General features: G+C 63.6%; 24 protein-coding genes. 7 read left to right on the forward strand and 17 right to left on the reverse strand.

What is annotated here, in order from left to right; genetic code table 11:
• Window positions 1–574 precede the first annotated feature (574 nt).
• The 7 genes from mmsB to ACWPVA_RS01200 all read right to left on the reverse strand — a co-directional run bounded on the left by mmsB (window position 575) and on the right by ACWPVA_RS01200 (window position 7,752).
• The gene (gene mmsB / locus ACWPVA_RS01170; RefSeq protein WP_454285926.1) at window positions 575–1,450 is read right to left on the reverse strand and encodes a 3-hydroxyisobutyrate dehydrogenase; all 876 of its coding nucleotides are present in this window, start codon (window positions 1,448–1,450) and stop codon (window positions 575–577) included.
• 21 nt (window positions 1,451–1,471) lie between these two features.
• Entirely contained in the window at window positions 1,472–3,067 is a 1,596-nt protein-coding gene (locus tag ACWPVA_RS01175; protein WP_454285927.1) for a GMC family oxidoreductase, read from the reverse strand.
• A gap of 98 nt (window positions 3,068–3,165) precedes the next feature.
• Entirely contained in the window at window positions 3,166–4,164 is a 999-nt protein-coding gene (locus ACWPVA_RS01180; protein WP_454285928.1) for a branched-chain amino acid ABC transporter permease, read from the reverse strand.
• 1 nt (window position 4,165) lies between these two features.
• The gene (locus ACWPVA_RS01185; protein ID WP_454285929.1) at window positions 4,166–5,053 is read right to left on the reverse strand and encodes a branched-chain amino acid ABC transporter permease; all 888 of its coding nucleotides are present in this window, start codon (window positions 5,051–5,053) and stop codon (window positions 4,166–4,168) included.
• 2 nt (window positions 5,054–5,055) lie between these two features.
• Window positions 5,056–5,757, reverse strand: coding sequence for an ABC transporter ATP-binding protein (locus tag ACWPVA_RS01190; protein ID WP_454285930.1), 702 nt, complete (start codon window positions 5,755–5,757; stop codon window positions 5,056–5,058).
• On the reverse strand, window positions 5,754–6,539 hold the full coding sequence (locus ACWPVA_RS01195) for an ABC transporter ATP-binding protein (protein ID WP_454285931.1): 786 nt from the start codon (window positions 6,537–6,539) through the stop codon (window positions 5,754–5,756). The genes ACWPVA_RS01190 and ACWPVA_RS01195 overlap by 4 nt, the downstream gene beginning before the upstream one ends.
• A 10-nt stretch (window positions 6,540–6,549) precedes the next feature.
• A complete protein-coding gene (locus ACWPVA_RS01200) occupies window positions 6,550–7,752 on the reverse strand; it encodes an ABC transporter substrate-binding protein (protein ID WP_454285932.1) in 1,203 nt (400 codons plus the stop codon).
• A 168-nt stretch (window positions 7,753–7,920) separates the two neighbouring features.
• On the opposite strand from ACWPVA_RS01200, the gene ACWPVA_RS01205 reads away from it, so the two are divergent.
• Window positions 7,921–8,862 (forward strand): LysR family transcriptional regulator, encoded by a 942-nt coding sequence (locus ACWPVA_RS01205; RefSeq protein WP_454285933.1) that lies wholly within the window; start codon window positions 7,921–7,923, stop codon window positions 8,860–8,862.
• A 4-nt stretch (window positions 8,863–8,866) separates the two neighbouring features.
• Here the strand turns inward: ACWPVA_RS01205 and scpA are convergent, their stop codons facing one another.
• The 5 genes from scpA to ACWPVA_RS01230 all read right to left on the reverse strand — a co-directional run bounded on the left by scpA (window position 8,867) and on the right by ACWPVA_RS01230 (window position 15,596).
• A complete protein-coding gene (scpA, locus tag ACWPVA_RS01210) occupies window positions 8,867–11,002 on the reverse strand; it encodes a methylmalonyl-CoA mutase (RefSeq protein ID WP_454285934.1) in 2,136 nt (711 codons plus the stop codon).
• 244 nt (window positions 11,003–11,246) lie between these two features.
• Entirely contained in the window at window positions 11,247–13,253 is a 2,007-nt protein-coding gene (locus tag ACWPVA_RS01215; protein WP_454285935.1) for an acetyl-CoA carboxylase biotin carboxylase subunit, read from the reverse strand.
• Entirely contained in the window at window positions 13,250–13,633 is a 384-nt protein-coding gene (locus tag ACWPVA_RS01220) for a hypothetical protein (RefSeq protein ID WP_454285936.1), read from the reverse strand. Before ACWPVA_RS01220 ends, ACWPVA_RS01215 begins: the two co-directional genes overlap by 4 nt.
• A 39-nt stretch (window positions 13,634–13,672) precedes the next feature.
• Window positions 13,673–14,050 carry a hypothetical protein gene (locus ACWPVA_RS01225; protein WP_454285937.1) on the reverse strand — a complete coding sequence of 126 codons (378 nt, stop codon included), beginning with the start codon at window positions 14,048–14,050 and terminating at the stop codon, window positions 13,673–13,675.
• A 13-nt stretch (window positions 14,051–14,063) separates the two neighbouring features.
• Window positions 14,064–15,596 carry an acyl-CoA carboxylase subunit beta gene (locus ACWPVA_RS01230; RefSeq protein WP_454285938.1) on the reverse strand — a complete coding sequence of 511 codons (1,533 nt, stop codon included), beginning with the start codon at window positions 15,594–15,596 and terminating at the stop codon, window positions 14,064–14,066.
• A gap of 131 nt (window positions 15,597–15,727) precedes the next feature.
• Between ACWPVA_RS01230 and ACWPVA_RS01235 the strand changes: the two genes are divergently transcribed.
• Entirely contained in the window at window positions 15,728–17,137 is a 1,410-nt protein-coding gene (locus ACWPVA_RS01235; RefSeq protein ID WP_454285939.1) for a helix-turn-helix domain-containing protein, read from the forward strand.
• 13 nt (window positions 17,138–17,150) lie between these two features.
• Here the strand turns inward: ACWPVA_RS01235 and ACWPVA_RS01240 are convergent, their stop codons facing one another.
• The 4 genes from ACWPVA_RS01240 to ACWPVA_RS01255 form a co-directional block, all read right to left on the reverse strand.
• Window positions 17,151–18,224, reverse strand: coding sequence for an enoyl-CoA hydratase/isomerase family protein (locus ACWPVA_RS01240; RefSeq protein ID WP_454285940.1), 1,074 nt, complete (start codon window positions 18,222–18,224; stop codon window positions 17,151–17,153).
• 12 nt (window positions 18,225–18,236) lie between these two features.
• Window positions 18,237–19,376, reverse strand: coding sequence for an acyl-CoA dehydrogenase family protein (locus ACWPVA_RS01245; RefSeq protein ID WP_454285941.1), 1,140 nt, complete (start codon window positions 19,374–19,376; stop codon window positions 18,237–18,239).
• A gap of 132 nt (window positions 19,377–19,508) precedes the next feature.
• Window positions 19,509–20,465 carry a D-2-hydroxyacid dehydrogenase gene (locus tag ACWPVA_RS01250; RefSeq protein ID WP_454285942.1) on the reverse strand — a complete coding sequence of 319 codons (957 nt, stop codon included), beginning with the start codon at window positions 20,463–20,465 and terminating at the stop codon, window positions 19,509–19,511.
• Window positions 20,466–20,670: 205 nt separating this feature from the next.
• On the reverse strand, window positions 20,671–20,868 hold the full coding sequence (locus ACWPVA_RS01255) for a CsbD family protein (RefSeq protein ID WP_454285943.1): 198 nt from the start codon (window positions 20,866–20,868) through the stop codon (window positions 20,671–20,673).
• A 297-nt stretch (window positions 20,869–21,165) separates the two neighbouring features.
• On the opposite strand from ACWPVA_RS01255, the gene ACWPVA_RS01260 reads away from it, so the two are divergent.
• Both ACWPVA_RS01260 and ACWPVA_RS01265 read left to right on the forward strand, forming a co-directional pair.
• On the forward strand, window positions 21,166–21,534 hold the full coding sequence (locus ACWPVA_RS01260; protein WP_454285944.1) for a DUF883 family protein: 369 nt from the start codon (window positions 21,166–21,168) through the stop codon (window positions 21,532–21,534).
• A gap of 3 nt (window positions 21,535–21,537) precedes the next feature.
• A complete protein-coding gene (locus ACWPVA_RS01265) occupies window positions 21,538–21,984 on the forward strand; it encodes a hypothetical protein (RefSeq protein ID WP_454285945.1) in 447 nt (148 codons plus the stop codon).
• Window positions 21,985–22,072: 88 nt separating this feature from the next.
• Here ACWPVA_RS01265 and ACWPVA_RS01270 read toward each other — a convergent pair whose 3' ends face one another.
• Window positions 22,073–22,267, reverse strand: coding sequence for a NepR family anti-sigma factor (locus ACWPVA_RS01270; RefSeq protein WP_454285946.1), 195 nt, complete (start codon window positions 22,265–22,267; stop codon window positions 22,073–22,075).
• Window positions 22,268–22,413: 146 nt separating this feature from the next.
• Between ACWPVA_RS01270 and ACWPVA_RS01275 the strand changes: the two genes are divergently transcribed.
• From ACWPVA_RS01275 to ACWPVA_RS01285, 3 genes are all read left to right on the forward strand, one after another.
• Window positions 22,414–23,208, forward strand: a complete 795-nt coding sequence (locus ACWPVA_RS01275) for a response regulator (RefSeq protein WP_454285947.1) — start codon at window positions 22,414–22,416, stop codon at window positions 23,206–23,208.
• A 117-nt stretch (window positions 23,209–23,325) separates the two neighbouring features.
• A complete protein-coding gene (locus ACWPVA_RS01280) occupies window positions 23,326–24,312 on the forward strand; it encodes a sensor histidine kinase (RefSeq protein ID WP_454285948.1) in 987 nt (328 codons plus the stop codon).
• 139 nt (window positions 24,313–24,451) lie between these two features.
• Window positions 24,452–25,507: a zinc-binding metallopeptidase family protein gene (locus tag ACWPVA_RS01285; protein WP_454285949.1), complete on the forward strand. Its 1,056-nt coding sequence runs from the start codon at window positions 24,452–24,454 to the stop codon at window positions 25,505–25,507.
• Window positions 25,508–25,536 lie beyond the last annotated feature (29 nt).

Consider the following 25,536-nt stretch of genomic DNA (forward strand, 5'->3'; position numbering starts at 1 on the left):
GGTTCGCCCGCATTTACTCTTCGTTTAGATTTGCGGCCTAACCCTTGCTCTGTTCCGGAATGGAACTCCGCGCATGACGTAGCGGACGATGAAACATGGGGATGATGCACATGACGTGCGCAGCAAGAACCGCTGTCCTTGCGGACGCGAGTGAATTCTCGCTTTTCTGGCCCGCCACGGGCCTTGGGTCGTCGCCCTTCGTGGCGTCCCTTGTGGCTCCCGGGCTGATCTCCAGTTTCGCCCATCGACCGATCCAGTCCATCCTTCGCAGTCTTCCGGCCGTCACCGGACTTTTCAGCGTCTTGCGCGGCGTCCGAGCGACCGTCGCGGCGAGCCCGCGCGTTCCGAAGTGCTGATAGTCACGCCATCGGTCCCATCCCAGATGGGACCGTCGCGATGCCTATCGGCGCCGTCCCGCGGCCCCATGCCGGACGGCCCATGACCTCGATAGGCATCGCGGGAGGAGCACGGCACACCCCACCCCCCAGCGTCGTGCTCCTCCACCCCTCTCGAATACAAAACGGCCGACGGAAGCGCTTCCGTCGGCCGTTTGCGTGCGGGCGAGGGAGGAGACTCAGCCGCGCAGCATCTCGATGATGGCCGAGAAATCGCGCCCGCCATGGCCCTGCTTGTCGAACAGGTCGAAGAGCTGGGCGGCTTCCGCGCCGAGCGGGGTTGCTGCACCGGCGGCAAGCGCTGCTTCCTGCGCCAGCTTCAGGTCCTTCAGCATCAGGGCTGCGGCGAATCCCGGCTTGTAGTCGTTGTTGGCCGGGGAGGTCGGCACGGGGCCGGGAACCGGGCAATAGGTGTTGATCGACCAGCACTGGCCGGACGAGGTCGAGGCGACGTCGAACAGCGCCTGGTGCGACAAGCCCAGCTTTTCGCCGAGAGCGAAAGCCTCGCAGACGCCGATCATGGAAATGCCGAGAATCATGTTGTTGCAGATCTTCGCCGCCTGGCCGGCGCCGTTGGTGCCGCAATGGACGATCTTCTTGCCCATCGCTTCAAGCACGGGCTTGGCCCTTGCAAAGGCGCCATCGCTGCCGCCAGCCATGAAGGTGAGTGTGCCCGCAGCGGCGCCGCCAGTACCGCCGGAGACCGGCGCATCGAGCGACAGGCAGCCGGCGTGATCAGCCAATTCATGCGCCTTGCGGGCGCTTTCGACGTCGATCGTCGAACAGTCGATCAGCAGCGTCCCGGCCTTTGCCACCGACGCGAGTTCGCTCCAGACGGACAGCACATGGGCACCCTTCGGCAGCATGGTGACGACGGCTTCGGCACCGGCGACCGCTTCTGCGACCGATTTGGATGGCGTCACGCCGGACGCGGCCACCGCCTTGAGGATTTCGGCCGAGAGGTCGAAGCCCTTCACGCTATGCCCCGCCTTGACGAGGTTGGCGGCCATAGGCCCGCCCATGTTTCCCAGTCCGATAAATGCGATTGTGGCCATGTGACGTCTCCTGTGTCTGCGTCAGCTGTTGTCCGCGAGGATCATCTCCGCCGCCTTTTCGGCGATCATGATGGTCGGCGAATTGGTGTTGCCCGAGGTAATCGTCGGCATGATCGAGGCGTCGGCGATGCGCAGGCGCTTGAGCGCCCGCATCCTCAACCGCGGGTCGACGACGCTTTGGTCATCCGAACCCATACGGCAGGTGCCGACCGGGTGGAAGATCGTCGTGCCGATATCGCCCGCCGCACGCATTAGATCTTCGTCGGTATCGTACTCCGGGCCCGGCTTGAATTCCTGCGGATTGTAGCGGGCGAACGACGGCTGCTGGGCAATCTTACGGGTCAGGCGGATTGCCTTGACGGCCACGTCGCGGTCGGCCGGTGCCGACAGGTAGCGCGGCGCGATCACCGGCTGGGCGGCGAAGTCCGGAGCGGTCGCGTGGACCGAGCCGCGGCTCTCAGGGCGCAGGTTGCAGACGCTGGCGGTCACCGCCGGGAAGGGGTGGACCGGTTCGCCGAACTTTTCCAGCGTCACAGGCTGGACGTGATATTGCAGGTCGGGCGTGTCCTTGTCGGGTCCGGAGCGCGTGAAGATGCCGAGCTGGCTCGGGGCCATGGCCATTGGGCCGGAGCGCTTCAGCAGGTATTCCAGACCGATCGAGGCCTTGCCGATCAGGCTCGAGGCCTTCTCGTTGAGCGTCGGCACGCCGGTCACCTTGAAGGCGAGGCGGAGTTGCAGGTGGTCCTGCAGGTTCTCGCCGACATCGCGTACGTCCTTTACCACGTCGATGCCGGCATTCTTCAAAACCTCGCCGCGGCCGATGCCGGAGCGCTCGAGGATGTGCGGCGAACCGATCGCGCCGGCGGACAGCACGGTCTCGCGCTTTGCCGAGAACTGCTTGGTCACGCCGTCGTGATGCACCTCGACGCCGGTCACCGCATCATCTTCGATGATGAGGCGCTTGACGTGGGCCTTGATGAGAACGGTCAGGTTGCCGCGCTTCACGGCAGGGCGCAGGAAGGCCTTGGCGGTGTTCCAGCGGATACCGGAGCGCTGGTTGACGTCGAAATAGCCGGACCCTTCATTGCTGCCGCGGTTGAAGTCGGCGGTCTCGGGAATTCCGGCCTCCTTGGCCGCCTGCTGGAAGGCTTCGAGCACAGCCCAGCGGACGCGGGCCTTTTCCACCCGCCATTCGCCGCCGGCGCCGTGCATCTCGTCGGCGCCTTTGTAGAAGTCTTCCGATTTCCTGAACAGCGGCAGGACATCGTCCCAGCCCCAGCCCTCACAGCCCATCTGCCGCCACTGGTCGTAGTCCCGGGCCTGGCCGCGCATGTAGATCATGCCGTTGATCGACGAGCAGCCGCCGAGCACCTTGCCGCGCGGATAGCTCAGCGAGCGGCCGTTCAGGCCCTCTTCCTTGGCGGTGGTGAAGCACCAGTCGGTGCGAGGATTGTTGATGCAATAGAGATAGCCGACGGGGATGTGCACCCAGTGGTAATTGTCGCTGCCCCCCGCTTCCAAGAGCAGGACGCGCGTCGCCCGATCGGCCGCCAGGCGGTTGGCCATCACGCAGCCGGCCGTGCCGGCGCCGATGACGATATAGTCGAAGCTCTCCATTTCCCACTCCGCAAGCCTCCGTCGCGCGAACGACAGGCGCGCGCAGCGGCATTCATTGTTCGTTGCTTTGCCCGAACCGGCGGACGCCGGCTTGGAACTTAACGCCGGTATTCGAAGCCGAACTTGCGGCCGAGACGCGAGGCGTAGAATTCGCCGACGATGCCGCGTCGGAAGACCAGCACGCAGACCATGAACACCACGCCGGTGATGACCGTCACGGGGAAGCCGGTGGTCGCCAGGTAATTGCCGAGTGTCACCACCAGGCCGGCGCCGAAGATCGGACCGATCAGCGTACCGATGCCACCGAGCAGGGTCATCAGGATCACTTCGCCGGACATCTGCCAGGTGACGTCGGTCAGCGTGGCGAACTGGAAGACCAGCGCCTTGAGCGAACCCGCAAGGCCGGTCAGCGCTGCCGACATGACGAAAGCGCCAAGCTTGTAACGGGCGACCGAATAGCCGAGCGAGGTGGCGCGCGCCTCGTTTTCGCGGATCGACTTGAGGATCATGCCGAAGGGCGAGTTTATGAAGCGCCAGATGATCAGCAGGCCGATGACGAAGACGGCGAGCACCAGGAAATACATGTTGAGGGGCTGGTTCAGATCGATGAAGCCGAACAAATGGCCGCGCGGCACCGACTGGATGCCGTCCTCGCCATGGGTGAACTCGGCCTGCAGGCAGAAGAAGAAGAACATCTGCGACAGCGCCAGTGTGATCATGGCGAAGTAGATGCCCTGCCGGCGGATGGCGAAGAAGCCCATGATCAGCCCGAGCAGCGCCGCGCCGACGACGCCGGTCAGGATGCCGAGTTCCGGCGAGAAGCCCCATTCCTTCACCGCATGGGCGGTGAAATAGGCCGCTCCGCCGAAGAATGCGGCATGGCCGAAGGACAGGAGACCGGTATAGCCAAGCAGCAGGTTGAAGGCGCAGGCGAAAAGAGCAAAGCACAGCACCTTCATCAGGAAAATCGGGTAGAGGAAGAAGGGTGCGGCGATCAGCAGCACCAATCCGATGACGATGAGGGCCGCGCGTGCGGCGGACGCATTGCCGGTGGCCGGCGGAACGTGGGTCGAGGTTGTCGTCGTGCTATGTGCCATGTCACGCATCCCGGCCGAAGAGGCCTGCGGGCCTGATGAGAAGAACGATCGCCATGATGACGAAGATCACGATATTGGAGGCTTCCGGGTAGAAGACCTTGGTCAGGCCCTCGGCAATGCCGAGCATGTAGCCGGTGACGATGGCGCCCATGATCGAGCCCATGCCGCCGACGACGACCACCGCGAAGACGACGATGATGATGTTGGAGCCCATCAGCGGCGAGACCTGGTAGATCGGCGCTGCCAGAACGCCGGCAAAGGCGGCGAGCGCCACGCCGAGGCCGTAGGTGAAGGTCAGGAGCACCGGCACGTTGACGCCGAAGGCCTGGACGAGGGTCGAGTTTTCGGTGGCGGCGCGCAGGTAGGAGCCGAGCTTGGTCTTCTCGATCAGCACCCAGGTGGCGAGGCAGACGATCAGCGAGACGACGACGACCCAGCCGCGATAGATCGGCAGGAACATGAAGCCGAGATTGGTGCCGCCGGCGAGGGCGGCGGGTGTCGCATAGGGCTGGCCGGACGAGCCGTAGAAGTAGCGGAACGTGCCTTCGATCGTCAGTGCCAGGCCGAAGGTGAACAGCAGGCCGTAGAGCGGATCGAGGTCGTAGAGCCGGCGCAGGAAGAACCGTTCCACCACCGCGCCGGCGCCGCCGACGATGAGCGGCGCCAGGATCAGTGCCGGCCAGTAGCCGATGCCGGCGAAGGTCAGCAGCAGATAGGCGACGAAGGCGCCGAGCATGTACTGCGCCCCATGGGCGAAGTTGATCATCCTGAGAAGACCGAAGATGATGGCGAGGCCGAGCGACAGCAGCGCGTAGAAGGAGCCGTTGATCAGGCCGATCAGCAACTGGCCGAAGAGCGCCTGGAGGGGAATGCCGAAGATCATTGTCATCGTCAGACCCCCAGGACCTTGTGAAGCATGTCCATGCGCTCCGGCAGTTCCTCGACCTTGAAGTCGGCGATCATCTGGCCGTGCTCCATCAGATAGAAGCGGTCGGCGACGCGGCTTGCGAAACGGAAATTCTGTTCGACCAGAAGCACGGTCATGCCTCTCTGCTTGAGGGTTTTCAGGACTTCGCCGATGCGCTGGACAATGACCGGAGCCAGGCCCTCGGTCGGCTCGTCGAGCAGCAGAAGGCGGGTGCCGGTGCGCAGGATGCGGGCGATCGCCAGCATCTGCTGCTCGCCGCCCGACAGGCGGGTGCCGGGGCTGTTGCGGCGTTCGTGCAGGTTGGGAAAGAGCTCGAAGATCTCCTCGAGCGTCATGCCGCCCTTGGCCACTTGCGGCGGCAGCATCAGGTTCTCGATCACGGTGAGCGTCGAGAAGATGCCGCGTTCTTCCGGCACGTAGCCGATGCCGTGATGGGCGCTGCGGTGAAGCGGGACCTGCATCATGTCCTTGCCGCCGACGCGGATCTCGCCCTTGCGGGAGCGGACGATGCCGGTGATCGTGCGCAGGGTCGTGGTCTTGCCGACACCGTTACGGCCGAGAATGGTGACGGTCTCGCCTTCGGCGACCGTCATGTCGACGCCGTGCAGGACGTGGCTCTCGCCATACCAGGCGTTGAGGCCGCGGACTTCCAGAAGTGCCGTCATTGCGCGTCCTCCGTTCCCATATAGGCGGTACGGACGCGCGGATCGCTGCTGACCGTCGCGTAATCGCCTTCGGCGAGAATTTCGCCGCGTTGCAGGACAGTGACGTGGTGGCAGATGTCGGCGACGACCGAGAGATTGTGCTCGACCATCAGCACGGCGCGGGTCTTGGCGACCTGGCGAATCAGTTCGGCGATCACGCTGACGTCCTCCTGGCCCATGCCGGCCATCGGTTCGTCGAGCAGCAGGACCTTGGGATCGAGCGCCAGCGTCGTGGCGATTTCGAGCACGCGCTTGCGGCCATAGGACAGGTCGGCGGCGATATGGTTGCGTTCCTTGGTCAGGCCGACGCTCGCCAGCAGGTCTTCGGCATGCTCGTTCAGTCTGTTCAGCGCCGAAATCGGCTGCCAGAACTGGTGGGCGAGCCTGTTTGGCCGCTGTAGGGCGACGCGGACATTGTCGAGGACGGTCAGATGCGGGAAGACGGCGGAGATCTGGAACGAGCGCACCAACCCCATGCGGGCGACCTTGTCGGGGGGCGTGCGGGTGATCTCGGCACCGAGCAGTGTAATGGTGCCGGCCGACGGCTGCAGGAACTTGGTCAGCAGGTTGAAGACCGTCGTCTTGCCGGCGCCGTTCGGACCGATCAGGGCATGGACCTTTGCGTGGTGGACGTCGAGATCGACATCACGCACCGCGGTGAAGCCGCCGAAGTCGCGGCGGAGACCGCGGGCGGACAAGACCACCCGCGGCTCCTTTTCAGTTGGGACTGAAACGTTCGTCATCAGTCGGCGCTTACTTGACCAACTCGCAACCGCTCTTGGCGGGGTCGATATAGGCCTCCGCGCCAGGAATGGTGGCGAGGACGTTGAAGTAGTCCCAAGGTTCGCTGGACTCGCCCGGCTTCTTCACTTCGAGCAGGTACATGTCGTGGATCATGCGACCGTTGGCGCCGACGGTGCCGCCACGGCCGAAGACGTCGTCGACCGGCATTTCGTGCAGGGCCTTGGCGACCGCTTCGGTTTCGTCGGTGCCGGCCTTTTCGATGGCCTTGAGGTACTGGGTCACGGCCGAATAGGTGCCGGCGTGGACCATGTTGGGCATTCTACCGGTGCGCTCGAAGAAGCGCTTGCCGAACTTCTGGCTCTCCTCGTCGCGGTTCCAGTAGAAGCCTTCGGTCAGCGTCAGGCCCTGGGCCGCTTCAAGGCCGAGGCCGTGAACCTCCGCAAGCGTAAAGAGCAGGGCAGCGAGGCGCTGGCCGCCCTGGGTGATGCCGAATTCGGCCGCCTGCTTGATGGCATTCTGGGTGTCGGCACCGGCGTTCGCCAGGCCGACGACCTTGGCGCCGGAAGACTGGGCCTGCAGCAGGAAGGACGAGTAGTCGGTGGAGGCGAGCGGATGGCGCACGGCGCCGGTGACCGTGCCGCCGCTTGCCTTGACGAAGTCGGAGGTCTGCTGTTCGAGCGAGTAGCCGAAGGCGTAGTCGGCGGTGAGGAAGAACCAGCTGTCGCCGCCCTGCTTGACGAGCGCACCGCCGGTGCCAACGGCCAGCGCATGGGTGTCATAGGCCCAATGGAAGCCGTAAGGGCTGCACTGCTTGCCGGTCAGTTCGGTGGTCGCCGCACCGGTGACGATGTTGATCTTTTTCTTTTCCTTGGCGATGGCCTGGACGGCCAGCGCAACCGACGAGGTCGTGAGCTCCATGATCGAGTCGACCTGCTCGGTGTCGAACCACTGGCGGGCGATGTTGGAGGCGATGTCGGCCTTGTTCTGGTGGTCGGCATCGACGATCTCGACCGGAACGCCGAGCACCTTGCCGCCGTAATCCTCGATCGCCATCTTCGCGGCTTCGACCGAGGACTTGCCGCCGAAGTCGGCATAGACGCCGGACTGGTCGTTCAGGATGCCGATCTTCACCTTGCCGTCGGACGGCTCGGCCAGAGCTGCCGTGCTCGATGCCAGTACCATGGCCATGGACGCGATGAGCTTGTTGCGCATTTGATCTCCTCCCAGAGTGCAGGTCGCAAACCTGTTCAAAATTGACCAGCCGCCCTCCTCAGAGCGGCATGTCGGAGGGCATGATCCCGGAAACTTCAGGTTGACGCAAGCGCGGGACATGTCTAATTGCAAACAGGGTCTGTTCATTTTTGAACAGAGGGAGCATCTATGAGCAACGCCAGTTTCACCTGGGACGATCTGCAGTTTTTTCTGGCTGTCGCCAGAACGGGGCAGCTTTCGACCGCGGCCCGCCAGCTTCGCTCGAGCCACGCGACCGTGTCGCGGCGCATCGATCGGCTCGAATTCGACCTCAAGGTCAAGCTTTTCGAGCGCAATCCGCGCGGCTATGTGCTGACGACGATGGGGCAGCGCTTCATCGAGACGGCGGAGAAGATCGAGCAGGAGACCGAGCGGCTGCAGGACGATCTCGCCGGCGGGCCGACGGCCCAGCGCGGGGTGGTGCGGCTCTCGGCGCCGGAGGGTTTTTCCAATTTCTTCTTCACGCACATGTTACCGGACTTCACCACCGGGCACCCGAGCATCTCGCTCGAGCTGGTGACGATCCAGCAGATCATGGCGCTGTCGCGCAAGGAGGCCGATGTCGCCGTGGTCCTCGACCCGCCGAAGGGCGGACCTTACTATACCGAGAAGCTCACCGACTATCACCTGAAAATCTACGCGACGCGCGACTACATCGCCCGGCGCGGCGAGCCGAAGAACCGGGACGAATTGCTGGAACATGCCTTCATCGGCTATATCCAGGACATGATCTTTGCGCCGGGGCTGGACTACCTGGGCGACATCCATCCGCGCATCCGGCCGCATTTCCAGAGTTCCAGCATTTTTGCCCAGCTGACAGCCACCCGCAGCGGGCTGGGGCTCTGCGTGCTGCCGATCTTCATCGCCGAACGCCATCCGGAGCTTCAGGTGGTGCTGGAAGACGAGATCGACCTTTGCCGGCATTACTGGCTCGCCTGCCATCATGATCTGAGGCAAGTGCCGCGCGTGCGGACCGTGATCGAATTCCTGCGCGGCGTGGTCAGCGACAATGCCGAAGCCTTCACCGGACGCCCCTTGGTCGGGCGCCCGGCGATCGAGGCGGTGGGTTGACGACTTAGGCGTTGCGCAGCCGACCCTCGATCAGGTCGAGCACGGTGCGCGCCGCCTCCATGACATTGGTGCCGGGGCCGAAGACGGCCGAGACGCCGTGCTGCATGAGATAGTCGTAGTCCTGGCGCGGGATGACCCCGCCAACGACGACGATCACGTCCTTGGCACCCTTGGCCTTCAGCGCCTCGACCAGTTGCGGGGCGAGCGTCTTGTGACCGGCGGCGAGCGACGACATGCCGACGACCTGGACCTTTTCCGCCACGGCGAGATTGGCGGCCTCTTCCGGCGTCTGGAACAGCGGACCGGCGACGACGTCGAAGCCGATGTCGCCGAAGGCGGACGCAATCACCTTGGCGCCGCGGTCGTGGCCGTCCTGGCCGAGCTTGGCGACCATGAGGCGCGGCCGTCCGGCCTTTTTCGCATAGTCGTCGAGCCGCCCGGACAGCATCTGCATTTCCGGGTCGCCTTCATAGGCCTTGCCGTAGATGTCGTGCACGACCACAGGGGTTGCGGCATGGTCGCCATAGACCGCGCGCATGGCGTCCGAAATTTCGCCGACGGTGGCGCGCGCGCGGGCGGCCTCGACGGCGGCTTCCAGGAGGTTGCCCTCGCCGGTGCGGGCATGATCGGTGATGCGGGCGAGCGCTTTTTCGACCGCCTTCGGGTCGCGCTGGCGGCGGGTCTGTTCGATGCGCTTGATCTGCGAGGTGCGCACCGCGCTGTTGTCGATGTCGAGGATGTCGATCGGGTCTTCGTTTTCCAGGCGGAACTTGTTGACCCCGACGATAACTTCCTCGCCCTTGTCGACGGCGGCTTGGCGGCGGGTCGCGGCCTCCTCGATCAGGCGCTTGGGCAGTCCGTCATCGACGGCCTTGGTCATGCCGCCCATGGCTTCCACCTCTTCCATCAGACCCCAAGCCTTGTCCGCCAGTTCGTTGGTGAGGCTCTCGACATAGTAGGACCCGGCGAGCGGATCGACGACCTTGGTCACGCCCGTCTCGTTCTGCAGGATGAGCTGGGTGTTGCGGGCGATGCGCGCGGAGAAGTCGGTCGGCAGCGCGATCGCTTCGTCGAGCGCATTGGTGTGCAGCGACTGGGTGCCGCCGAGTGCGGCCGAAAGTGCCTCATAGGCCGTGCGGATGACGTTGTTGTAGGGATCCTGTTCCTGCAGTGACACGCCCGAGGTCTGACAGTGGGTGCGCAGCATCAGCGAGGAGGCCTTCTTCGGCTGGAATTCCTGCATGATGCGGGTCCAGAGCAGGCGCGCGGCGCGCAGCTTGGCGGCCTCCATGAAGAAGTTCATGCCGATGGCGAAGAAGAACGACAGGCGGCCAGCGAAGTCGTCGACGTTCAGCCCCTTGGCAAGGGCGGCACGGACATATTCGCGGCCGTCGGCAAGCGTGAAGGCCAGTTCCTGCACCAGCGTCGCGCCGGCTTCCTGCATGTGATAGCCGGAGATCGAGATGGAGTTGAACTTCGGCATTTCCTTCGCCGTGTACTCGATGATGTCGGCGATGATGCGCATCGATGGTTCGGGCGGATAGATGTAGGTGTTGCGGACCATGAACTCCTTGAGGATGTCGTTCTGGATGGTGCCGGAAAGCTTGTCGCGGGAGACGCCTTGTTCCTCGCCGGTGACGATGAAATTGGCGAGGATCGGTATGACCGCGCCGTTCATGGTCATGGAGACGGAGATCGCCTCGAGCGGGATACCGTCGAACAGGATCTTCATGTCCTCGACCGAGTCGATGGCTACGCCCGCCTTGCCGACGTCGCCGACGACGCGGGGGTGATCGCTGTCATAGCCGCGATGGGTGGCGAGGTCGAAGGCGACCGAGACGCCCTGCTGGCCGGCGGCGAGCGCCTTGCGGTAGAAGGCGTTGGAATCCTCCGCCGTGGAGAAACCGGCATATTGGCGGATCGTCCAGGGTCGGCCGGCATACATGGTGGCGCGCGGACCGCGGACGAAGGGGGCAAAGCCGGGCAGGGAGCCGAGGTGATCGATGCCAGCCAGGTCGTCCGCCGTGTAGAGCGGCTTGACGTCGATGCCTTCAGGCGTGTGCCAGGTCAGCGTCTCGGCCGGACGCTTCAGCTCCTTCTCGGCCAGCGCTTCCCAGTCCTTGATCGTCTTTTCGGTCATCGATCGGCTTCCTCTTTCCCATGGGCACAAACACCCCCCTCTGGCCTGCCGGCCATCTCCCCCTCAAGGGGGGAGATCAGCTGGGCGCGACCTTGTGTCCGCCTGTTGACTTTGTGGGGTATCGTTGGAGTCTCTTCTTTGAGTATCAAATGTCTTTGAGGCAGGACGGCTCCCCACGTGATCTCCCCCCTTGAGGGGGAGATGCCTGGCAGGGCAGAGGTGGGTGACGCCGTCATTGCCAACATCACTCGAATTCCATGATCAGGCCATCGACGGCGAGGCTTTCGCCGGCCTTTACCGCGATCTTCTTGACCACGCTGCGCTTCTCGGCCTTCAGGATGTTTTCCATCTTCATTGCCTCGACGGTGGCGAGCGCCTGGCCGGCCTCGACCTGGTCGCCTTCCTGGACAGCAACCGAGGTGATGACGCCGGGCATGGGGCAGAGCAGCATCTTCGAGGTGTCCGGCGGCAGTTTTTCCGGCATCAGCTTGGCAAGCTCTGCGACGCGCGGCGAGCGGACGCGGGCGGTGACGTCCATGCCGCGCCAGCGCAGGCGGACGGCCGGGCCGACGAGGTTGATCTTCACGCCGACGGCCTCGCCATCGATGTGGAAGACGGTGTGCAACTGGCCGGGCAACCAGCTGCCGGTGACGGCGCATTTGCTGTCGTCAGCGAAGGCAACGGCCATGCCGTCGACGCCGGTGGACAGCGCGACCGAGAATTCTTGGCCGGCGAGCGTGACGACCCAGTCCTTGCCGACCTTGCGCTGGTGATTGCCAATCGTGCCGGAAATGGCGACGGCGCGCTCCTGCAGCGTCTGGTTGATCACGGCGGCGATGGCGGCGAGCTTGCGGGCGGAGGCCGCGTCCGGTGCGACCCCGGTGAAGCCGTCCTTGAACTCTTCGGCGATATAGGCGGTGGTGATCTTGCCGGAGCGGAAGCGCTCCTGCTGCATGACTGCCGAGAGGAAGGGCAGGTTGTGGCCGATGCCCTCGACCTCGAAATTGTCGAGCGCCTTCGACATGGCGTCGATCGCCGACAGACGATCGGGCGCCCAGGTGCAGAGCTTGGCGATCATCGGGTCGTAATACATCGAGATCTCGCCGCCGTCATAGACGCCGGTGTCGTTGCGCACGATGGTGCCGTCGTCCTGAACACCTTCGACCGGTGGGTGATAGCGGGTGAGCCGGCCGATCGACGGCAGGAAGTTGCGGTAGGGGTCCTCGGCATAGAGGCGGCTTTCGATCGCCCAGCCGTTGAGCTTGACGTCGTCCTGGCCGAAGGAGAGCTTTTCGCCCGAGGCGACGCGGATCATCTGCTCGACGAGGTCGAGGCCGGTGATCAGTTCGGTCACCGGATGTTCGACCTGCAGGCGGGTGTTCATCTCGAGGAAGTAGAATTTGTTCTCTTTGCCATCGACGATGAACTCGACCGTGCCGGCGGAGTGGTAGCCGACCGCCTTGGCGAGCGCGACTGCCTGTTCGCCCATGGCTTTGCGGGTCGCCTCGTTCAGGAAAGGCGAGGGGGCCTCCTCGATGACCTTCTGGTTGCGGCGCTGGATCGAGCATTCGCGTTCGCCGAGATAGAGCACGGTGCCGTGCTTGTCGCCGAGCACCTGGATCTCGATGTGGCGCGGTTCGGTGACGAATTTTTCGATGAAGATGCGGTCGTCGCCGAAGGAGTTCTTGGCCTCGTTGCGCGACGACTGGAAGCCTTCGCGGGCTTCCTCGGCGTTCCAGGCGATGCGCATGCCCTTGCCGCCGCCGCCGGCAGACGCCTTGATCATGACCGGATAGCCGATCTGGTCGGAGATCTTCACCGCTTCGTCGGCGTCCTCGATCAGGCCCATGTGGCCCGGAACGGTGGACACGCCGGCTTCGGCGGCGAGTTTCTTCGAGGTGATCTTGTCGCCCATGGCCTGGATGGCATTGACCGGCGGACCGACGAAGGTGATGCCGGCGTTTTGCAGCGCATCGGCGAAGACGGCGTTTTCCGACAGGAAGCCGTAGCCGGGATGGACGGCGTCCGCCCCGGTCTTGGCGATCGCCTCGAGGATCTTCTCGATGACGATATAGGACTGGTTGGACGGCGCCGGGCCAATATGCACCGCCTCGTCGGCCATCTTGACGTGCAAGGCGTCACGGTCGGCATCGGAATAGACGGCGACGGTCTTGATGCCCATCTTCTTGGCGGTCTTGATGACGCGGCAGGCGATCTCGCCACGGTTGGCGATCAGCAGTTTCTTGATCATGGCTTTCCGGCTTCCATTGTGTCTTCGAAGGCTTGCGGAAAGTTCTTCCGCGCCAGGCTTGCATTGAGTTTCAGCAGGGCGAAATAGGAGGCCGGGTCGAAGGCCCGTTCCGCTGGCAGCACTTCGCGCCCGAACAGGCGGCACAGCCGTTCGCCATCCAGATTTCCGCGCTGGAACGGTTCCGTGCCGAAATGGCGCCAAAGGGCCTGGACGAACTCGATGTCGGCAAGCGCCACCGACTTGTCCATCGTCCGTTGGCGCGGCCAGGCGGTTAACGGCGTCACCTTGGAATTGGCCCTTCGAATGGTGAATTGCCACTGGGTTCCGAGCAGTCCGGCCGGAAAGCCCTGGTGCTTGGGCATGAGGGGTTCCTTGGCCATCAGCTGCGACCCCGCTTGCGGATTTCGTCGAACATCATGTCAGATTTCCATCACGTCTTCGAAGGCTTCGGGGAAACTCTTGCGGCCCACCCGTTCGTCGATCCGCAACAGGGCTTGATAGGAGGTCGGATCGAACGGCGTTTCGGCCGGGATGACCTCGCGGCCGAACAGCAGGTTGAGCCGCCCGGCATCGAGATTGCCGCGCTCGAACGGTTCGTCGCCGAAATGGTGCCACAAGGCATGCAGGAAGGCCGCGTCGACCTTCTGCTCGATCGTATTGGGGCGGGCGAGCCGTTGCAGGGGCTTCAGCGGCGTCGCCCCGTTCTGGTTCGGCCGCCTGATGGTGAAGTGATGACCGTGCCCCGGCAGTCCGGACGGAAAGCCGCGATGCTTGGTCATTTCGGGCATCTTGGCCATGGGCGTCTTCCCCTTACAACGGGATCGTGTCGTGTTTCTTCCAGTGCGTACCGACCTGCTTGTTGCGCAGCGAGGCAAATGCGCGGGCGATGCGGCGGCGCGAGGAATGGGGCATGATCACCTCGTCAATGAAGCCGCGTTCGGCGGCCTTGAACGGGTTGGCGAAGTTGACCTCGTACTGCTTCGTGCGGGCAGCGATCTTCTCGGCGTCACCCAGTTCGGAGCGGTAGAGGATTTCGGTCGCGCCCTTGGCGCCCATGACGGCGATTTCGGCGGTCGGCCAGGCATAGTTGATGTCGGCGCCGATGTGCTTGGAGGCCATGACGTCATAGGCGCCGCCATAGGCCTTGCGGGTGATCAGCGTGACCATCGGCACGGTCGCCTGGCTGTAGGCGAACAGCAGCTTGGCGCCGTGCTTGATGACGCCGCCATATTCCTGCGCCGTGCCGGGCAGGAAGCCGGGAACGTCGACCAGCGTCAGGATCGGGATGTTGAAGGCATCGCAGAAGCGGACGAAACGGGCGGCCTTGCGCGAACTGTCGATGTCCAGGCAGCCGGCGAGCACCATGGGCTGGTTGGCGACGACGCCGACCGACTGGCCTTCCATGCGGATGAAGCCGGTGATGATGTTCTTGGCGAAGGCTTCCTGGATCTCGAAGAAGTCACCCTCGTCGGCCAGCGCGTAGATCAGCTCCTTCATGTCGTAGGGCTTGTTGGAGCTGTCCGGGATCAGCGTGTCGAGGCGGGCCTCGACGCGGGCCGGGTCGTCATGGAAGGGACGGACCGGGGGCTTTTCGCGATTGTTGAGCGGCAGGAAGTCGAACAGCAGGCGCACCTGCTCCAGCGCCTCGATGTCGTTCTCATAGGCGCCGTCGGCGACCGAGGACTTCTTCGTATGCGTACCGGCGCCGCCGAGTTCCTCGGCCGTGACGATCTCGTTGGTGACGGTCTTCACCACGTCCGGGCCGGTGACGAACATGTAGGAGCTGTCGCGCACCATGAAGATGAAGTCGGTCATGGCCGGCGAATAGACGGCGCCGCCGGCGCAGGGGCCCATGATGACGGAGATCTGCGGCACGACGCCCGAGGCGTCGACATTGCGCTTGAAGACGTCGGCATAGCCGGCGAGCGAGGCGACGCCTTCCTGGATACGGGCGCCGCCGGAATCGTTGAGGCCGATGACGGGCGCGCCGTTCTTCAGCGCCATATCCATGATCTTGCAGATCTTCTGCGCATGGGTTTCCGACAGGGAGCCGCCGAGAACGGTGAAGTCCTGGGAGAAGACATAGACCTGGCGGCCGTTGATCGTGCCCCAGCCGGTGACGACGCCGTCGCCGGCGATCTTCTGCTCGGCCATGCCAAAGTCCGTGCAGCGGTGGGTGACGTACATGTCGTATTCTTCGAAGGAGCCCTCGTCGAGCAGCACTTCGATGCGCTCGCGGGCCGTCAGCTTGCCCTTGGCATGCTGGGCGTCGATGCGGCGCTGGCCGCCGCCGAGATGGGCCTCGGCGCGGCGCGCCTCGAGCTGGTCCAGAATCTGTAGCATGCTTCCTCCCGACAAAATGCAAGGCGCCTATGTGATTTGTGCCCTTAAACGCGAGGGCTTGCAAAGAAAATGATTGAACAGGTGCAATTGTGGATTTATGAATTTGCAAACAGCAAAATGCGAAATTGCAAATGGCGATCGGCAAGCTTTTCATCGGGCGCAAGGTGCGCGAAATCCGGCAGGCGGGCCATGCCACGCAGGCCCAGTTTGCCGACAAGATCGGCATTTCCACCAGCTATCTCAACCAGATCGAGAACAACCAGCGGCCGGTCTCGGCCTCGGTGCTTCTGGCGCTGGCGGAAAAGTTCGGCATCGACATCACTGAACTTTCGTCGGGTCAGAACGATCGGCTTTTGTCGGCACTCTCGGAGGCGCTGAGCGACCCGCTGTTCGAGACCTATTCGCCGAGCCTTCAGGAACTGAAGCTTGTCACCCAGAATGCGCCGGGACTGGCGCATGCGCTGATCACCTGCCACCAGGCCTATCGCCGCAACAGCGAGCAGCTGGTGAGCTATGACGACCGGTTCGGGGCCGCTCCCTCGAACGAGACGACCTCCTATGACGAGGTGCGCGACTTCTTCCACTTCGTCGACAACTACATCCACGACATCGATATCCTGGCGGAAAGCCTGGCCGGCCAGCTGAAGCTCGGGGAGGGCGAAAACCACGCGGCGCTCGCCGGCTTCCTCGAGAGCCGTTACGGGGTGCGCGTGGTGCGCGGCGATGCAGGCGAGGAGGCGATCCGCCGCTTCGACCCGGCGAGCCGCATCCTGACCCTTTCGCGTTACGCCTCGGCGCCGACGCGCGATTTCCAGATCGCCATCCAGGTGGCCCAGCTCCATGCCCGCGACACGATCGAGCAGGTGCTGAAACAGGCGGGCTTCCGCACCGAGGAGGCGGTCGAGGTCTGTCGTATCGGCTTGCACAACTATTTCGCCGGCGCGCTGATCCTGCCCTATCGCAGCTTCCACCAGGCGGCGCGCGAGCTGCGCCACGATATCGAGCTTCTCGCCGCCCGCTTCGGCGCATCGCTGGAGCAGGTCTGTCATCGGCTTTCGACGCTGCAGCGGCCCGGCCTCAAAGGCGTGCCGATCTTCTTTGCCCGCATCGACCGGGCCGGCAACATCACCAAGCGACACAGCGCGGCGCGCCTTCAGTTCGCCCGTTTCGGCGCAGCCTGTCCCTTGTGGAACGCGCATCAGGCCTTCGAGGCGCCGGGACGGATCATCCGCCAGCTGGCCGAGACGCCGGACGGGGTGCGCTATCTCTGTCTCGCCATGCAGGTCAACAAGGGCACGCTCGGCTTTCGCGCCGCCCAGCCGCGCTATGCGCTCGCGCTCGGCTGCGAGATCTCCTACGCAGACCAATTCGTCTATGCCGACGATCTCGACCTCTCCAACCGCGCCGCCTTCGACCCGATCGGCATTTCCTGCCGGATCTGCGAGAGAGTCAAATGCACCAGCCGCGCCGTGCCGCCGCTGAAGCGCAAGCTGGTTGTGGATCACACGGTGCGCAACGCGACACCTTACGAGATCGAGTGAGCGGCAACCCGTTCTACCCGAACAGCGGTTGCGGACGCGGCTGGAAAAAGGCCTCGACAATGTCCGGACCGACGTCGTCCAGCCTTGCTGGGGACCATTGGGGATTGCGGTCCTTGTCGATGATCGCGGCGCGGATGCCTTCGTAGAAGTCCGGGGTCTTGAGGATCTGCGCGGTCGCCGTGAATTCGCGGGCAAGGCAGGTTTCGAGATCCGGCGAGGTCCGGCCGGCGCGGAGCAAAGCCAATGTCACCTTAAGGCTGGTCGGCGACTTCGTCAGCATGGTCGCCTTGGCCTTCGCGGCGAAGTCGTTATCCTCGGCGTCGAGTGCGGCGAAGATCTTCTCGACGGTGTCGAAGGCGAAGCAGCGGTCGATCAGGGCGCGGTTCGCGGCAAACTGGCCCTGCGGAGCGGGCGTGGCGAAGGTTTCGATCACATCGGATACGGCCTTTGCATCGGCGCCGACGGGGAGGGCGGCGAGGCGTTCGGCAAGGGTGGTCAGATTCGCTGACGGAACGAAGCAGTCGGCAAAACCGGCGGCGATCGCGTCGCCTGGGCCGATGGGCTCGCCGGTCAGGCCCATATAGGTACCGAGCTCGCCGGGCGTATGCGACAGCAGCCAGGTTGCGCCGACATCGGGAAAGAAGCCGATACCGGTTTCCGGCATGGCGAGTTTCGTCGTATCCGTGACGATGCGGTGGCTGGCATGGCCGGAAAGGCCAACGCCGCCGCCCATGGTGATGCCGTCCATGATGACGACATAGGGCTTTGGATAGCAGCCGATGCGGCCGTTCAACCGGTATTCCTCGCGCAGGAAGTCTGCGGCCTCCGGGTCGCCGCTTCGGCCGCTTTCGTAGAGCACGCGGATGTCGCCTCCGGCGCAAAAGCCGCGCTCGCCTTCGCCGGTGACGAGGACGGCCGCGATCGACCGATCGGCCTCGAAGCCGTCGAGCGCGGTCTCGATCCGGCGGACCATGTTGAGCGAGAGGCTGTTGATGACGCGCGGACGGTTGAGCGCGATCAGTCCGAGCGCGCCGGTGCGGCCGGTGAGCACTTCCTCGCCGACGAGGTCGGTTGTCAGATAACGCATCCGCTGCTCCCTTTACTTGCCGATCACCGAGCGGGCGACAATCACTCGCATGATCTCGTTGGTGCCTTCAAGGATCTGGTGGACGCGCAGGTCCCTGACGATCTTCTCGATGCCGTATTCGGCGAGATAGCCATAGCCGCCATGCAGCTGCAAGGCGCGGTTGGCGACATCGAAGCAGCGATCGGTGACGAGGCGCTTGGCCATGGCGCAGAGCGTGGTGGCGTTCGGCGCCTTGTAGTCCAGCGCGGTTGCGGCGCGCCAGAGGAAGGTGCGCGCGGCTTCAAGATCGGTCGCCATGTCGGCCAGTTCGAACTGGAGCGCCTGGAATTCGGCGATCGGTTTGCCGAAGGCCTTGCGGTCCTTCATGTAGGCAACGGCCTTGTCGAAGGCGGCCTGGGCACCGCCGAGCGAGGCTGCGGCGATGTTCAGCCGCCCACCGTCGAGGCCGGACATGGCGATCCTGAAGCCGTCGCCTTCGGCGCCGAGCCGGCTCTCGGCGGGCACGCGCACACCGTCCATCATCACGGCACGGGTCGGCTGGGTGTTCCAGCCCATCTTTTTCTCGTTGGCGCCGAAGGTCAGCCCCTTGGCATCGCCCGGCACGAGAAAGGCCGAGATGCCCTTCGGTCCGTCCTCGCCGGTGCGGGCCATAATGACGTAGAGGGCGCTGGCCCCTGCGCCGGAGATAAACTGCTTCTGGCCGGTCAGCACGTAGTCGTCGCCGTCGCGCACCGCGCGGGTCTTGAGCGCCGCCGCATCGGAGCCGGAACCCGGCTCGGTCAGGCAATAGCTGGCGAGCGCATCCATGGTGGAAAGCGCCGGCAGGTGCTCCTCGCGCTGCTCGGGCGTGCCGTAGCGGTCGATCATCGTCGCGCACATGTTGTGGATCGAGACAAAGGCGGCGACCGTCGGACAACCGGTGGCCAGCGCTTCGATGATGAGCGCGGTGTCGAGCCGGCCGAGGCCGGAGCCGCCGACGTCATCGGCAACGCAGATCGCGCCAAGGCCGAGGCTGCCGGCCTTCTTGAGCGTGTCGACCGGAAAATGCTTGGTCTGGTCCCACTCAAGCGCGAAGGGGGCGAGTTCTTCGGCGGCAAAGTCGGCCGCCATGTCGACAAAGGCCTGCTGCTGGTCACTCAGGGTGAAATCCATGATTGTCCTCCACGAGACGGGCGGATGCTCCTCGGTGCCGCCCTTCAGTGAGCACGGGCTTAGCACAGGTTTCGTCCCGCGTTCACCCCTGTCGAAAGTCGAGGTTGTGGGTAGGGGGCAACCGTCCGGGCCTCAGCCCACCACATTCCTCGGGGTGCCGGCGACGAAAAGCTCGATGTTTTCGATCAGCTGGTCAGCGAGCGCCTGGACGGCTTCGCGGCTTGCCCAGGCGACGTGCGGGGTAATGATGACATTCGGATGGGCGGCGATGCGCATCATCGGGCTGTCGGCGGCTGGCGGCTCGCCGTCGGTGACGTCGAAGCCGGCGGCGGCGATCCGATCCGTTTCGAGTGCCTGTTCGAGTGCCAGTTCATCGACCAATCCGCCGCGGCTGGTGTTGATGAGGATCGGTCTTCTTTGCATCAGGGCAAATTCGCGCGCGCCTATGATGCCGCGGGTCTCCGCGTTGAGCGGGCAGTGAAGGGTGATGACATCGGCGCGGCGCATGACGTTGTCAAAAGGGGTTTGGCCGGGCTTCAAGTTATCTTCGCCCTTTCGGCCGGCGATCAGGAGTTTCATCCCGAAGGCTTCGGCGATGCGGCCGACGGCCCGGCCGAGCGTGCCGTAGCCGATGATGCCGAGGGTGGAACCGCCGAGGTCTGCGATCGGGTGGTCGAAGAAACAGAATTGCGCGGCTTCCTGCCAGCGACCGTCCAGCACCGACTGGCGATAGGGCAGGATCGAGCGGCGCAGCGCCAGCATCAGGGCAAAGGTGTGCTCCGGCACGGTGTGGCGGGCATAGCCGCGGATATTCGAGACCGTGATCCCGCGCTCGCGGGCGAAGGCAAGATCGACAATGTCGGTGCCGGTTGCGGCGACTGCGATCATGGAAAGGCGAGTGGCGCCGGCGAGGCTTTCGCGGCGAAGCGGGGCCTTGTTGGAGATCACGATGTCGGCATCGGCAATGCGCGCGGCGACTTCCTCCGGCGTCGTGCGGGCATGGACGATCAGGTCATGCGGAAAGGCGGGGGCCCGCACCACAGTTTCGGGCGACAGCGTGTCACGATCGAGAAAGACGATCTTCTTCATCTGGGGGCCACTCCTCTTGTCCTTGGCGACGGCATTAGAATGAGAGGTCATGGCAATGGCAAGGGGGACGTCGGACCATGGAAAGGCCGCGGTGCGCAGAGCAATGGCCGGGATAATGCAGGCGGGCCCGAACCCCGCGGCTGTGGAGCGGGCAAGAAAAAGCCCGGAACCGCAGTTCCGGGCTGATCGGTCGGCTTTGAAAGCCTTAGTGGCGGCTGAGCCAGCTGTCGATTTCGCGCTCGGCCTCTTCCTCGGTCTTGCCATAGGCTTCCTGGATTTTGCCGGCGAGCTGCTTGCGGTTGCCAGCGATCACGTCCATGTCGTCGCCGGTGATCTTGCCCCACTGAACCTGGGCCTTGCCCTTGAACTGCTCCCAATTGCCTTCGATCTGATTCCAATTCATGTCGATCTCCTTCTCGGTTGGTTACGGTAGAGGTCGTTGATCCTCGGCTTAACAACGCAGCCGGCAGGATTAGGTTCCGGTGAAACCGCCGAAAACGAGCGGTTGGTGGAAGTCGAGCGGTTGGTCGAAGTTGAGACGCACCGGCATAGGGATGGGATGGGAGAATGGATGGGATGGGAGAATGATAGTCCGGTCGTGGCGAACCTTGCGCGCTTTCGGGGGAAGGCCTACAAAAATCCGGAACCGATCAGCGGTTGAGACGTTTTCAGCACGAAGCAGATCACAAGGAGATTTCTGATGGCCAATGCATCCATGGCGGACAAGGCGAAGAACAAGGTCGAGAGCCTTATTGACGAGGCGGAGATCGCCACCAGCGCAAGCGCCAGCGACGTCCAGGCGGACCTCGAAAACCTGCGTCGCGACATTGCCGCGCTGACGCAGACGGTCGCCTCTTTCGGCACCGGCAAGCTCAAGGAAGCGAGCAACCGGGCGAGCCAGCTCGGTGCAGAAGCAGCGGATGCTTCCGCACAATATGTGGAAAGCGCGCGTAACACCGTGCGCTCGGCCGAACAGGATCTTGAGGCGCATATTCGCAACAAGCCGCTTCAGGCGATCGCCATCGCGGCCGGTGTCGGCTTCCTGGCTGCCCTGCTGACCCGGCGCTGATAAATGCGCAGACTGATAGAACAACTCCTTCTCCTGGGATTGGGGAATGTCTCCACCACCGCCGTCGAGATCAAGCGCAAGACGATTGGCGGGGTCATCGCCACGGTCTTCTTCCTGACCGGCTATATCGCACTGGTAATGGCGTTGGCCTTCTATGTCGCGGCGGAAGCCGGGCCTGTGGCAGCTTCTCTGGTGGTTGCGGCTGCGTCCATGGCCGCGGCGCTGGTCGTTCTGGCGATCGTTGCCGTGCTCAATCGCCAGACCGAGCGTCGGATGATGGAGCGGCAGGCGGCGCTCGCGGCGCAGGGGCCGGATCCGGTCACGGCTCGACTGGTTACTGAGCTGCCCGGCATGATGCGGGAAAGCCCGATCGTCACGACGATAATGGTGAGCAGTCTGGTCTATGTGCTGGCGCGAAGCCGGGGATTCGGCCGACGGCCCCGCGGCTAGCGCATCGTCTTTGGGGCGTGGTCGCCCTGCAGAGCGGCGGCGGGCCGGGGCGCAGGCGGGAAGGACGGGACCATGGTGCGGACCCGGTTCAGTCCTTCTCGCCGCGCTCGGCCTGGTCCAAACGTTCGAGAAGATCGAGAAATGCGGGAGGTGTGCCCTCTTCGATGATGCTGTCATAGTAGCCGCGGAGCTTCCGCGCGATCATCGCATTTGCTTCCTGCTTGTTCGACTTGGCGGATTCCGCCCGTTCGTCCTTATGCGATCGCTTATCCGGCATTTCCATGAAGCCCCATTCATCCCCTAGTCGAGAGTGAGATAAACCTATTAAGTAGGTCAATGGAAAAAAGTTCCTCTGTGGCGGAACTTTTTTTCGGAAGGGGCGTTTTCTGCCGAGTCCGCACCCATACTATATTCAATTGGAGAAACCGCATGTCTCTTACTGCCCGCGTTGCCGCTCACCTGCCTTACCTTCGGCGATACGCACGAGCCGTTACCGGCTCCCAGACTTCTGGAGACGCCTATGTCGCGGCTGTGCTGGAAGCGCTGATTGCGGATCTCTCGATTTTCCCCAAGGGCGCAAATGATCGCGTTTCTCTCTACAAGCTATTCGTCACGCTGTTCGATTCCACCCAGGTGGAAATCCCTGAAATCTCCTCGCCCTTCGCCTGGGAAAAGCGCGCTGCCGCCAATCTCGGCAACATGCCGACACGCGCGCGTCATGCCTTCCTGCTGATTACGGTGGAAGGCTTCTCGCCGAGCGAGGCTGCTGAAGTGCTCAGCATTGGCGAAGCGGAATTCAACGCGCTGTTCAACGAGGCATCGACCGAGATTTCGCGTCAGGTGGCGACCGATATCATGATCATCGAAGACGAGCCCCTGATCGCGCTCGACATCGAGCAGATGGTCGAGGATCTCGGCCATCGCGTCACCGGGATCGCGCGTACCCATGCGGAAGCCATCGAACTCTACAAGCGCACCAATCCCAAGATGGTGCTTGCCGACATCCAGCTGGCCGATGGAAGCTCGGGCATCGACGCGGTGAACGACATCCTGAAGGTCGATACCGTGCCGGTGATCTTCATCACCGCCTTCCCCGAGCGGCTGCTGACCGGCGAGCGACCGGAACCGGCCTTTCTCGTCACCAAGCCCTTCAATCCGGACATGGTGAAGGCTCTGATCAGTCAGGCGTTGTTCTTCAACGAACGGGTAGCGGAGAGCGCCTGAGCCTGGCGTCACAATGGGCCGTCAGGCGGGTGCCCCGCCGCGTGGACGGCGCAAGAGGCCTGGTGAGGTCCCAAGTGGATTGCCGAGCAGCGGCGGAGTGAGAAGTTGGTACATCGGTTGACATGGTTTGAACCTGAACGCGGCGACGACAAGTTGCGTGAGTTCTTCATAACCGCCCTGATCGACATGAGTGCCAGCCTCAGCCTGCAGGACAGGGAGGGCAGATATATATGCATCACCACCTTGCCTGCACGCTGGGCGCTCAATCCCGGGGTTACGCCGAGCGATGAGGCGATCTTCGGCGCGGATATCGGTGCCCGCCTCAAGGAAATGAAGGCCGGGCTGGAGAAGCCCGGCGATCACGCCGCAATCGAGATCGAAGCCTCTGACGATACCTGTTTCGAGTTCCGCTGTCGCATGATCGAAATGCGCAATCATGAGATCAGCCTGATGACCATCGTCATCGATCGGACCGAGGACCGGCGGCGGGAGCGGTTGCTGAGAGCCTTGCTGCGCGAAGTCAGCCATCGTTCGAAGAACCTGCTCGCCATCATCCAGAGCATTGCGTCGCAGACGGCCCGCTATTCGGGGACGCTCGAGACCTTTCTGGGAAAGTTCCGAGGTCGGCTGCACGCCCTGTCGCAGTCCCAGGATCTGATCACCAATTCCAGCTGGCGCGGCGCCTATTTCCGCGACCTGCTCAAGCAGCAGGTTGATCGTTATGTGCAGGACAATGGCGACCTGGTGAAAGTTTCGGGTGAGGATGTGCTGCTGAACCCGAATGCATCGCTGCATATCGGGCTGGCGCTTCATGAATTGATCGTCAATGCGGTCAGTCATGGCGACTTCCTCGCGCGCCGCCGCCCGATCGAAGTCAGTTGCGAGCGGATCGACACCGACGCGGGGCCGCAAATTCGCATGCGGTGGGTCGAGCCTGTCGGTAGCCTCGACACCGAGGCGCTGAAAGCCGCAAGGACGGCGCGGTTCGGCAGTACCGTTCTGGAAAGGGTCGTTCCGTCCTCGGTCAACGGGCAGGCCAGCCACAGTCTGGAAAAGGAGCAGGTCCTCTATGAGCTGACGTTCCCGCAGGAAATCCCCGAATAGCCGAACCGTACGGAACATCTCGCGACACCGTGAATTATCGTGAGGCTCGGCCCGGCGGAATGAACGGTGCTTCCAATTGCGGGAATCGGCGTGTGCCACAAACTCTCAGCCAGCCGCCCCACCGTTACGAGAACCTCGAATGCGTATCTTCCACTGCTCCAACTGCACAAATGTCGTCCACTTCGACAATGACGCCTGCGTCGGCTGCGGCATGCGTCTCGCTTATCGCGCGAGCCGGTTCGGCATGGTCGCCCTGGAACAGGACGGCGATGTCTTTCGCGACCCGGCCGAACGCCAGGCGGCGCTCAAGCCCTGTGCCAATGCCGGGAACGGAGCCTGCAACTGGCTGGTCGAGGACGATCATGCCTCGGGCTACTGTGTAGCGTGCCGACACAACCAGACGATCCCCGATCTATCGATCCGGCGGAATGTCGAGAACTGGCGACGCATCGAGCTGGCCAAGCGCTACCTGTTCTACTCGCTCATGCGCTTCGGTCTGCCGCTCGTGACCCGTCCTCAAGACCCCGAGAAGGGCCTGGGCTTCGAGTTTCTTGCCGACGACGGCATGGCGGGCTCACCGGTATTGACCGGTCACGCCAATGGATTGATCACCCTCAATGTTGCCGAAGCGTCGGACGCGGAGCGCGAGGCACGCCGCGTTTCGCTCGGCGAGCCGTTCCGCACGCTGATCGGCCATTTCCGCCATGAGGTCGGTCATTATTACTGGGACCGGCTGGTGCGCGACCGGCGAGATCAGGAGGCGTTCCGTTCCGTGTTTGGCGACGAGCGTCAAGACTATGGCGCAGCGCTCCAGCAGCACTATGCCCAGGGTCCGGTGCCGGGCTGGGAACAGTCCTATGTCAGCGCCTATGCGGCGAGCCATCCCTGGGAGGACTTTGCCGAGACCTGGGCACATTATTTCCATATCGTCGATGCGCTCGACACGGCCGATGCCTTCGGGCTGAGAACCTATCCGCAGACCAAGGCGAAGCAACTGGCATTGACGGGCACCTTCGACAGCTATCGGGCACTTGACGCCCGCGTCCTGCTCGATGCCTGGGTGCCGCTCACCATTGCCATCAACAGCATCAACCGCAGCATGGGCCAGCGCGATCTCTATCCCTTCGTGCTGTCAGCGCCAGTGGTGGACAAGCTGCAGTATATCCACGACCTGATCCACGCGCCGGCGGCCTGAGGCCCATAGAAGCCGTCCATGCCAGGGGA

It is taken from the genome of Rhizobium arsenicireducens, from assembly GCF_964021225.1.

Excerpts from the sequence above, each read along its gene's own strand:
- ACWPVA_RS01195 (WP_454285931.1), bottom strand. The coding sequence starts at position 6,539 with ATGACGAACGTTTCAGTCCCAACTGAAAAGGAGCCGCGGGTGGTCTTG.
- ACWPVA_RS01220 (WP_454285936.1), bottom strand. The coding sequence starts at position 13,633 with ATGGCCAAGGAACCCCTCATGCCCAAGCACCAGGGCTTTCCGGCCGGA.
- ACWPVA_RS01175 (WP_454285927.1), bottom strand. The coding sequence starts at position 3,067 with ATGGAGAGCTTCGACTATATCGTCATCGGCGCCGGCACGGCCGGCTGC.
- ACWPVA_RS01215 (WP_454285935.1), bottom strand. The coding sequence starts at position 13,253 with ATGATCAAGAAACTGCTGATCGCCAACCGTGGCGAGATCGCCTGCCGC.
- ACWPVA_RS01235 (WP_454285939.1), top strand. The coding sequence starts at position 15,728 with ATGGCGATCGGCAAGCTTTTCATCGGGCGCAAGGTGCGCGAAATCCGG.
- ACWPVA_RS01245 (WP_454285941.1), bottom strand. The coding sequence starts at position 19,376 with ATGGATTTCACCCTGAGTGACCAGCAGCAGGCCTTTGTCGACATGGCG.
- ACWPVA_RS01185 (WP_454285929.1), bottom strand. The coding sequence starts at position 5,053 with ATGACAATGATCTTCGGCATTCCCCTCCAGGCGCTCTTCGGCCAGTTG.
- ACWPVA_RS01275 (WP_454285947.1), top strand. The coding sequence starts at position 22,414 with ATGTCTCTTACTGCCCGCGTTGCCGCTCACCTGCCTTACCTTCGGCGA.
- ACWPVA_RS01190 (WP_454285930.1), bottom strand. The coding sequence starts at position 5,757 with ATGACGGCACTTCTGGAAGTCCGCGGCCTCAACGCCTGGTATGGCGAG.
- ACWPVA_RS01225 (WP_454285937.1), bottom strand. The coding sequence starts at position 14,050 with ATGGCCAAGATGCCCGAAATGACCAAGCATCGCGGCTTTCCGTCCGGA.
- ACWPVA_RS01240 (WP_454285940.1), bottom strand. The coding sequence starts at position 18,224 with ATGCGTTATCTGACAACCGACCTCGTCGGCGAGGAAGTGCTCACCGGC.
- ACWPVA_RS01205 (WP_454285933.1), top strand. The coding sequence starts at position 7,921 with ATGAGCAACGCCAGTTTCACCTGGGACGATCTGCAGTTTTTTCTGGCT.
- ACWPVA_RS01200 (WP_454285932.1), bottom strand. The coding sequence starts at position 7,752 with ATGCGCAACAAGCTCATCGCGTCCATGGCCATGGTACTGGCATCGAGC.
- ACWPVA_RS01255 (WP_454285943.1), bottom strand. The coding sequence starts at position 20,868 with ATGAATTGGAATCAGATCGAAGGCAATTGGGAGCAGTTCAAGGGCAAG.
- ACWPVA_RS01270 (WP_454285946.1), bottom strand. The coding sequence starts at position 22,267 with ATGGAAATGCCGGATAAGCGATCGCATAAGGACGAACGGGCGGAATCC.
- ACWPVA_RS01250 (WP_454285942.1), bottom strand. The coding sequence starts at position 20,465 with ATGAAGAAGATCGTCTTTCTCGATCGTGACACGCTGTCGCCCGAAACT.
- ACWPVA_RS01265 (WP_454285945.1), top strand. The coding sequence starts at position 21,538 with ATGCGCAGACTGATAGAACAACTCCTTCTCCTGGGATTGGGGAATGTC.
- ACWPVA_RS01180 (WP_454285928.1), bottom strand. The coding sequence starts at position 4,164 with ATGGCACATAGCACGACGACAACCTCGACCCACGTTCCGCCGGCCACC.
- mmsB (WP_454285926.1), bottom strand. The coding sequence starts at position 1,450 with ATGGCCACAATCGCATTTATCGGACTGGGAAACATGGGCGGGCCTATG.
- ACWPVA_RS01285 (WP_454285949.1), top strand. The coding sequence starts at position 24,452 with ATGCGTATCTTCCACTGCTCCAACTGCACAAATGTCGTCCACTTCGAC.
- ACWPVA_RS01260 (WP_454285944.1), top strand. The coding sequence starts at position 21,166 with ATGGCCAATGCATCCATGGCGGACAAGGCGAAGAACAAGGTCGAGAGC.
- scpA (WP_454285934.1), bottom strand. The coding sequence starts at position 11,002 with ATGACCGAAAAGACGATCAAGGACTGGGAAGCGCTGGCCGAGAAGGAG.
- ACWPVA_RS01230 (WP_454285938.1), bottom strand. The coding sequence starts at position 15,596 with ATGCTACAGATTCTGGACCAGCTCGAGGCGCGCCGCGCCGAGGCCCAT.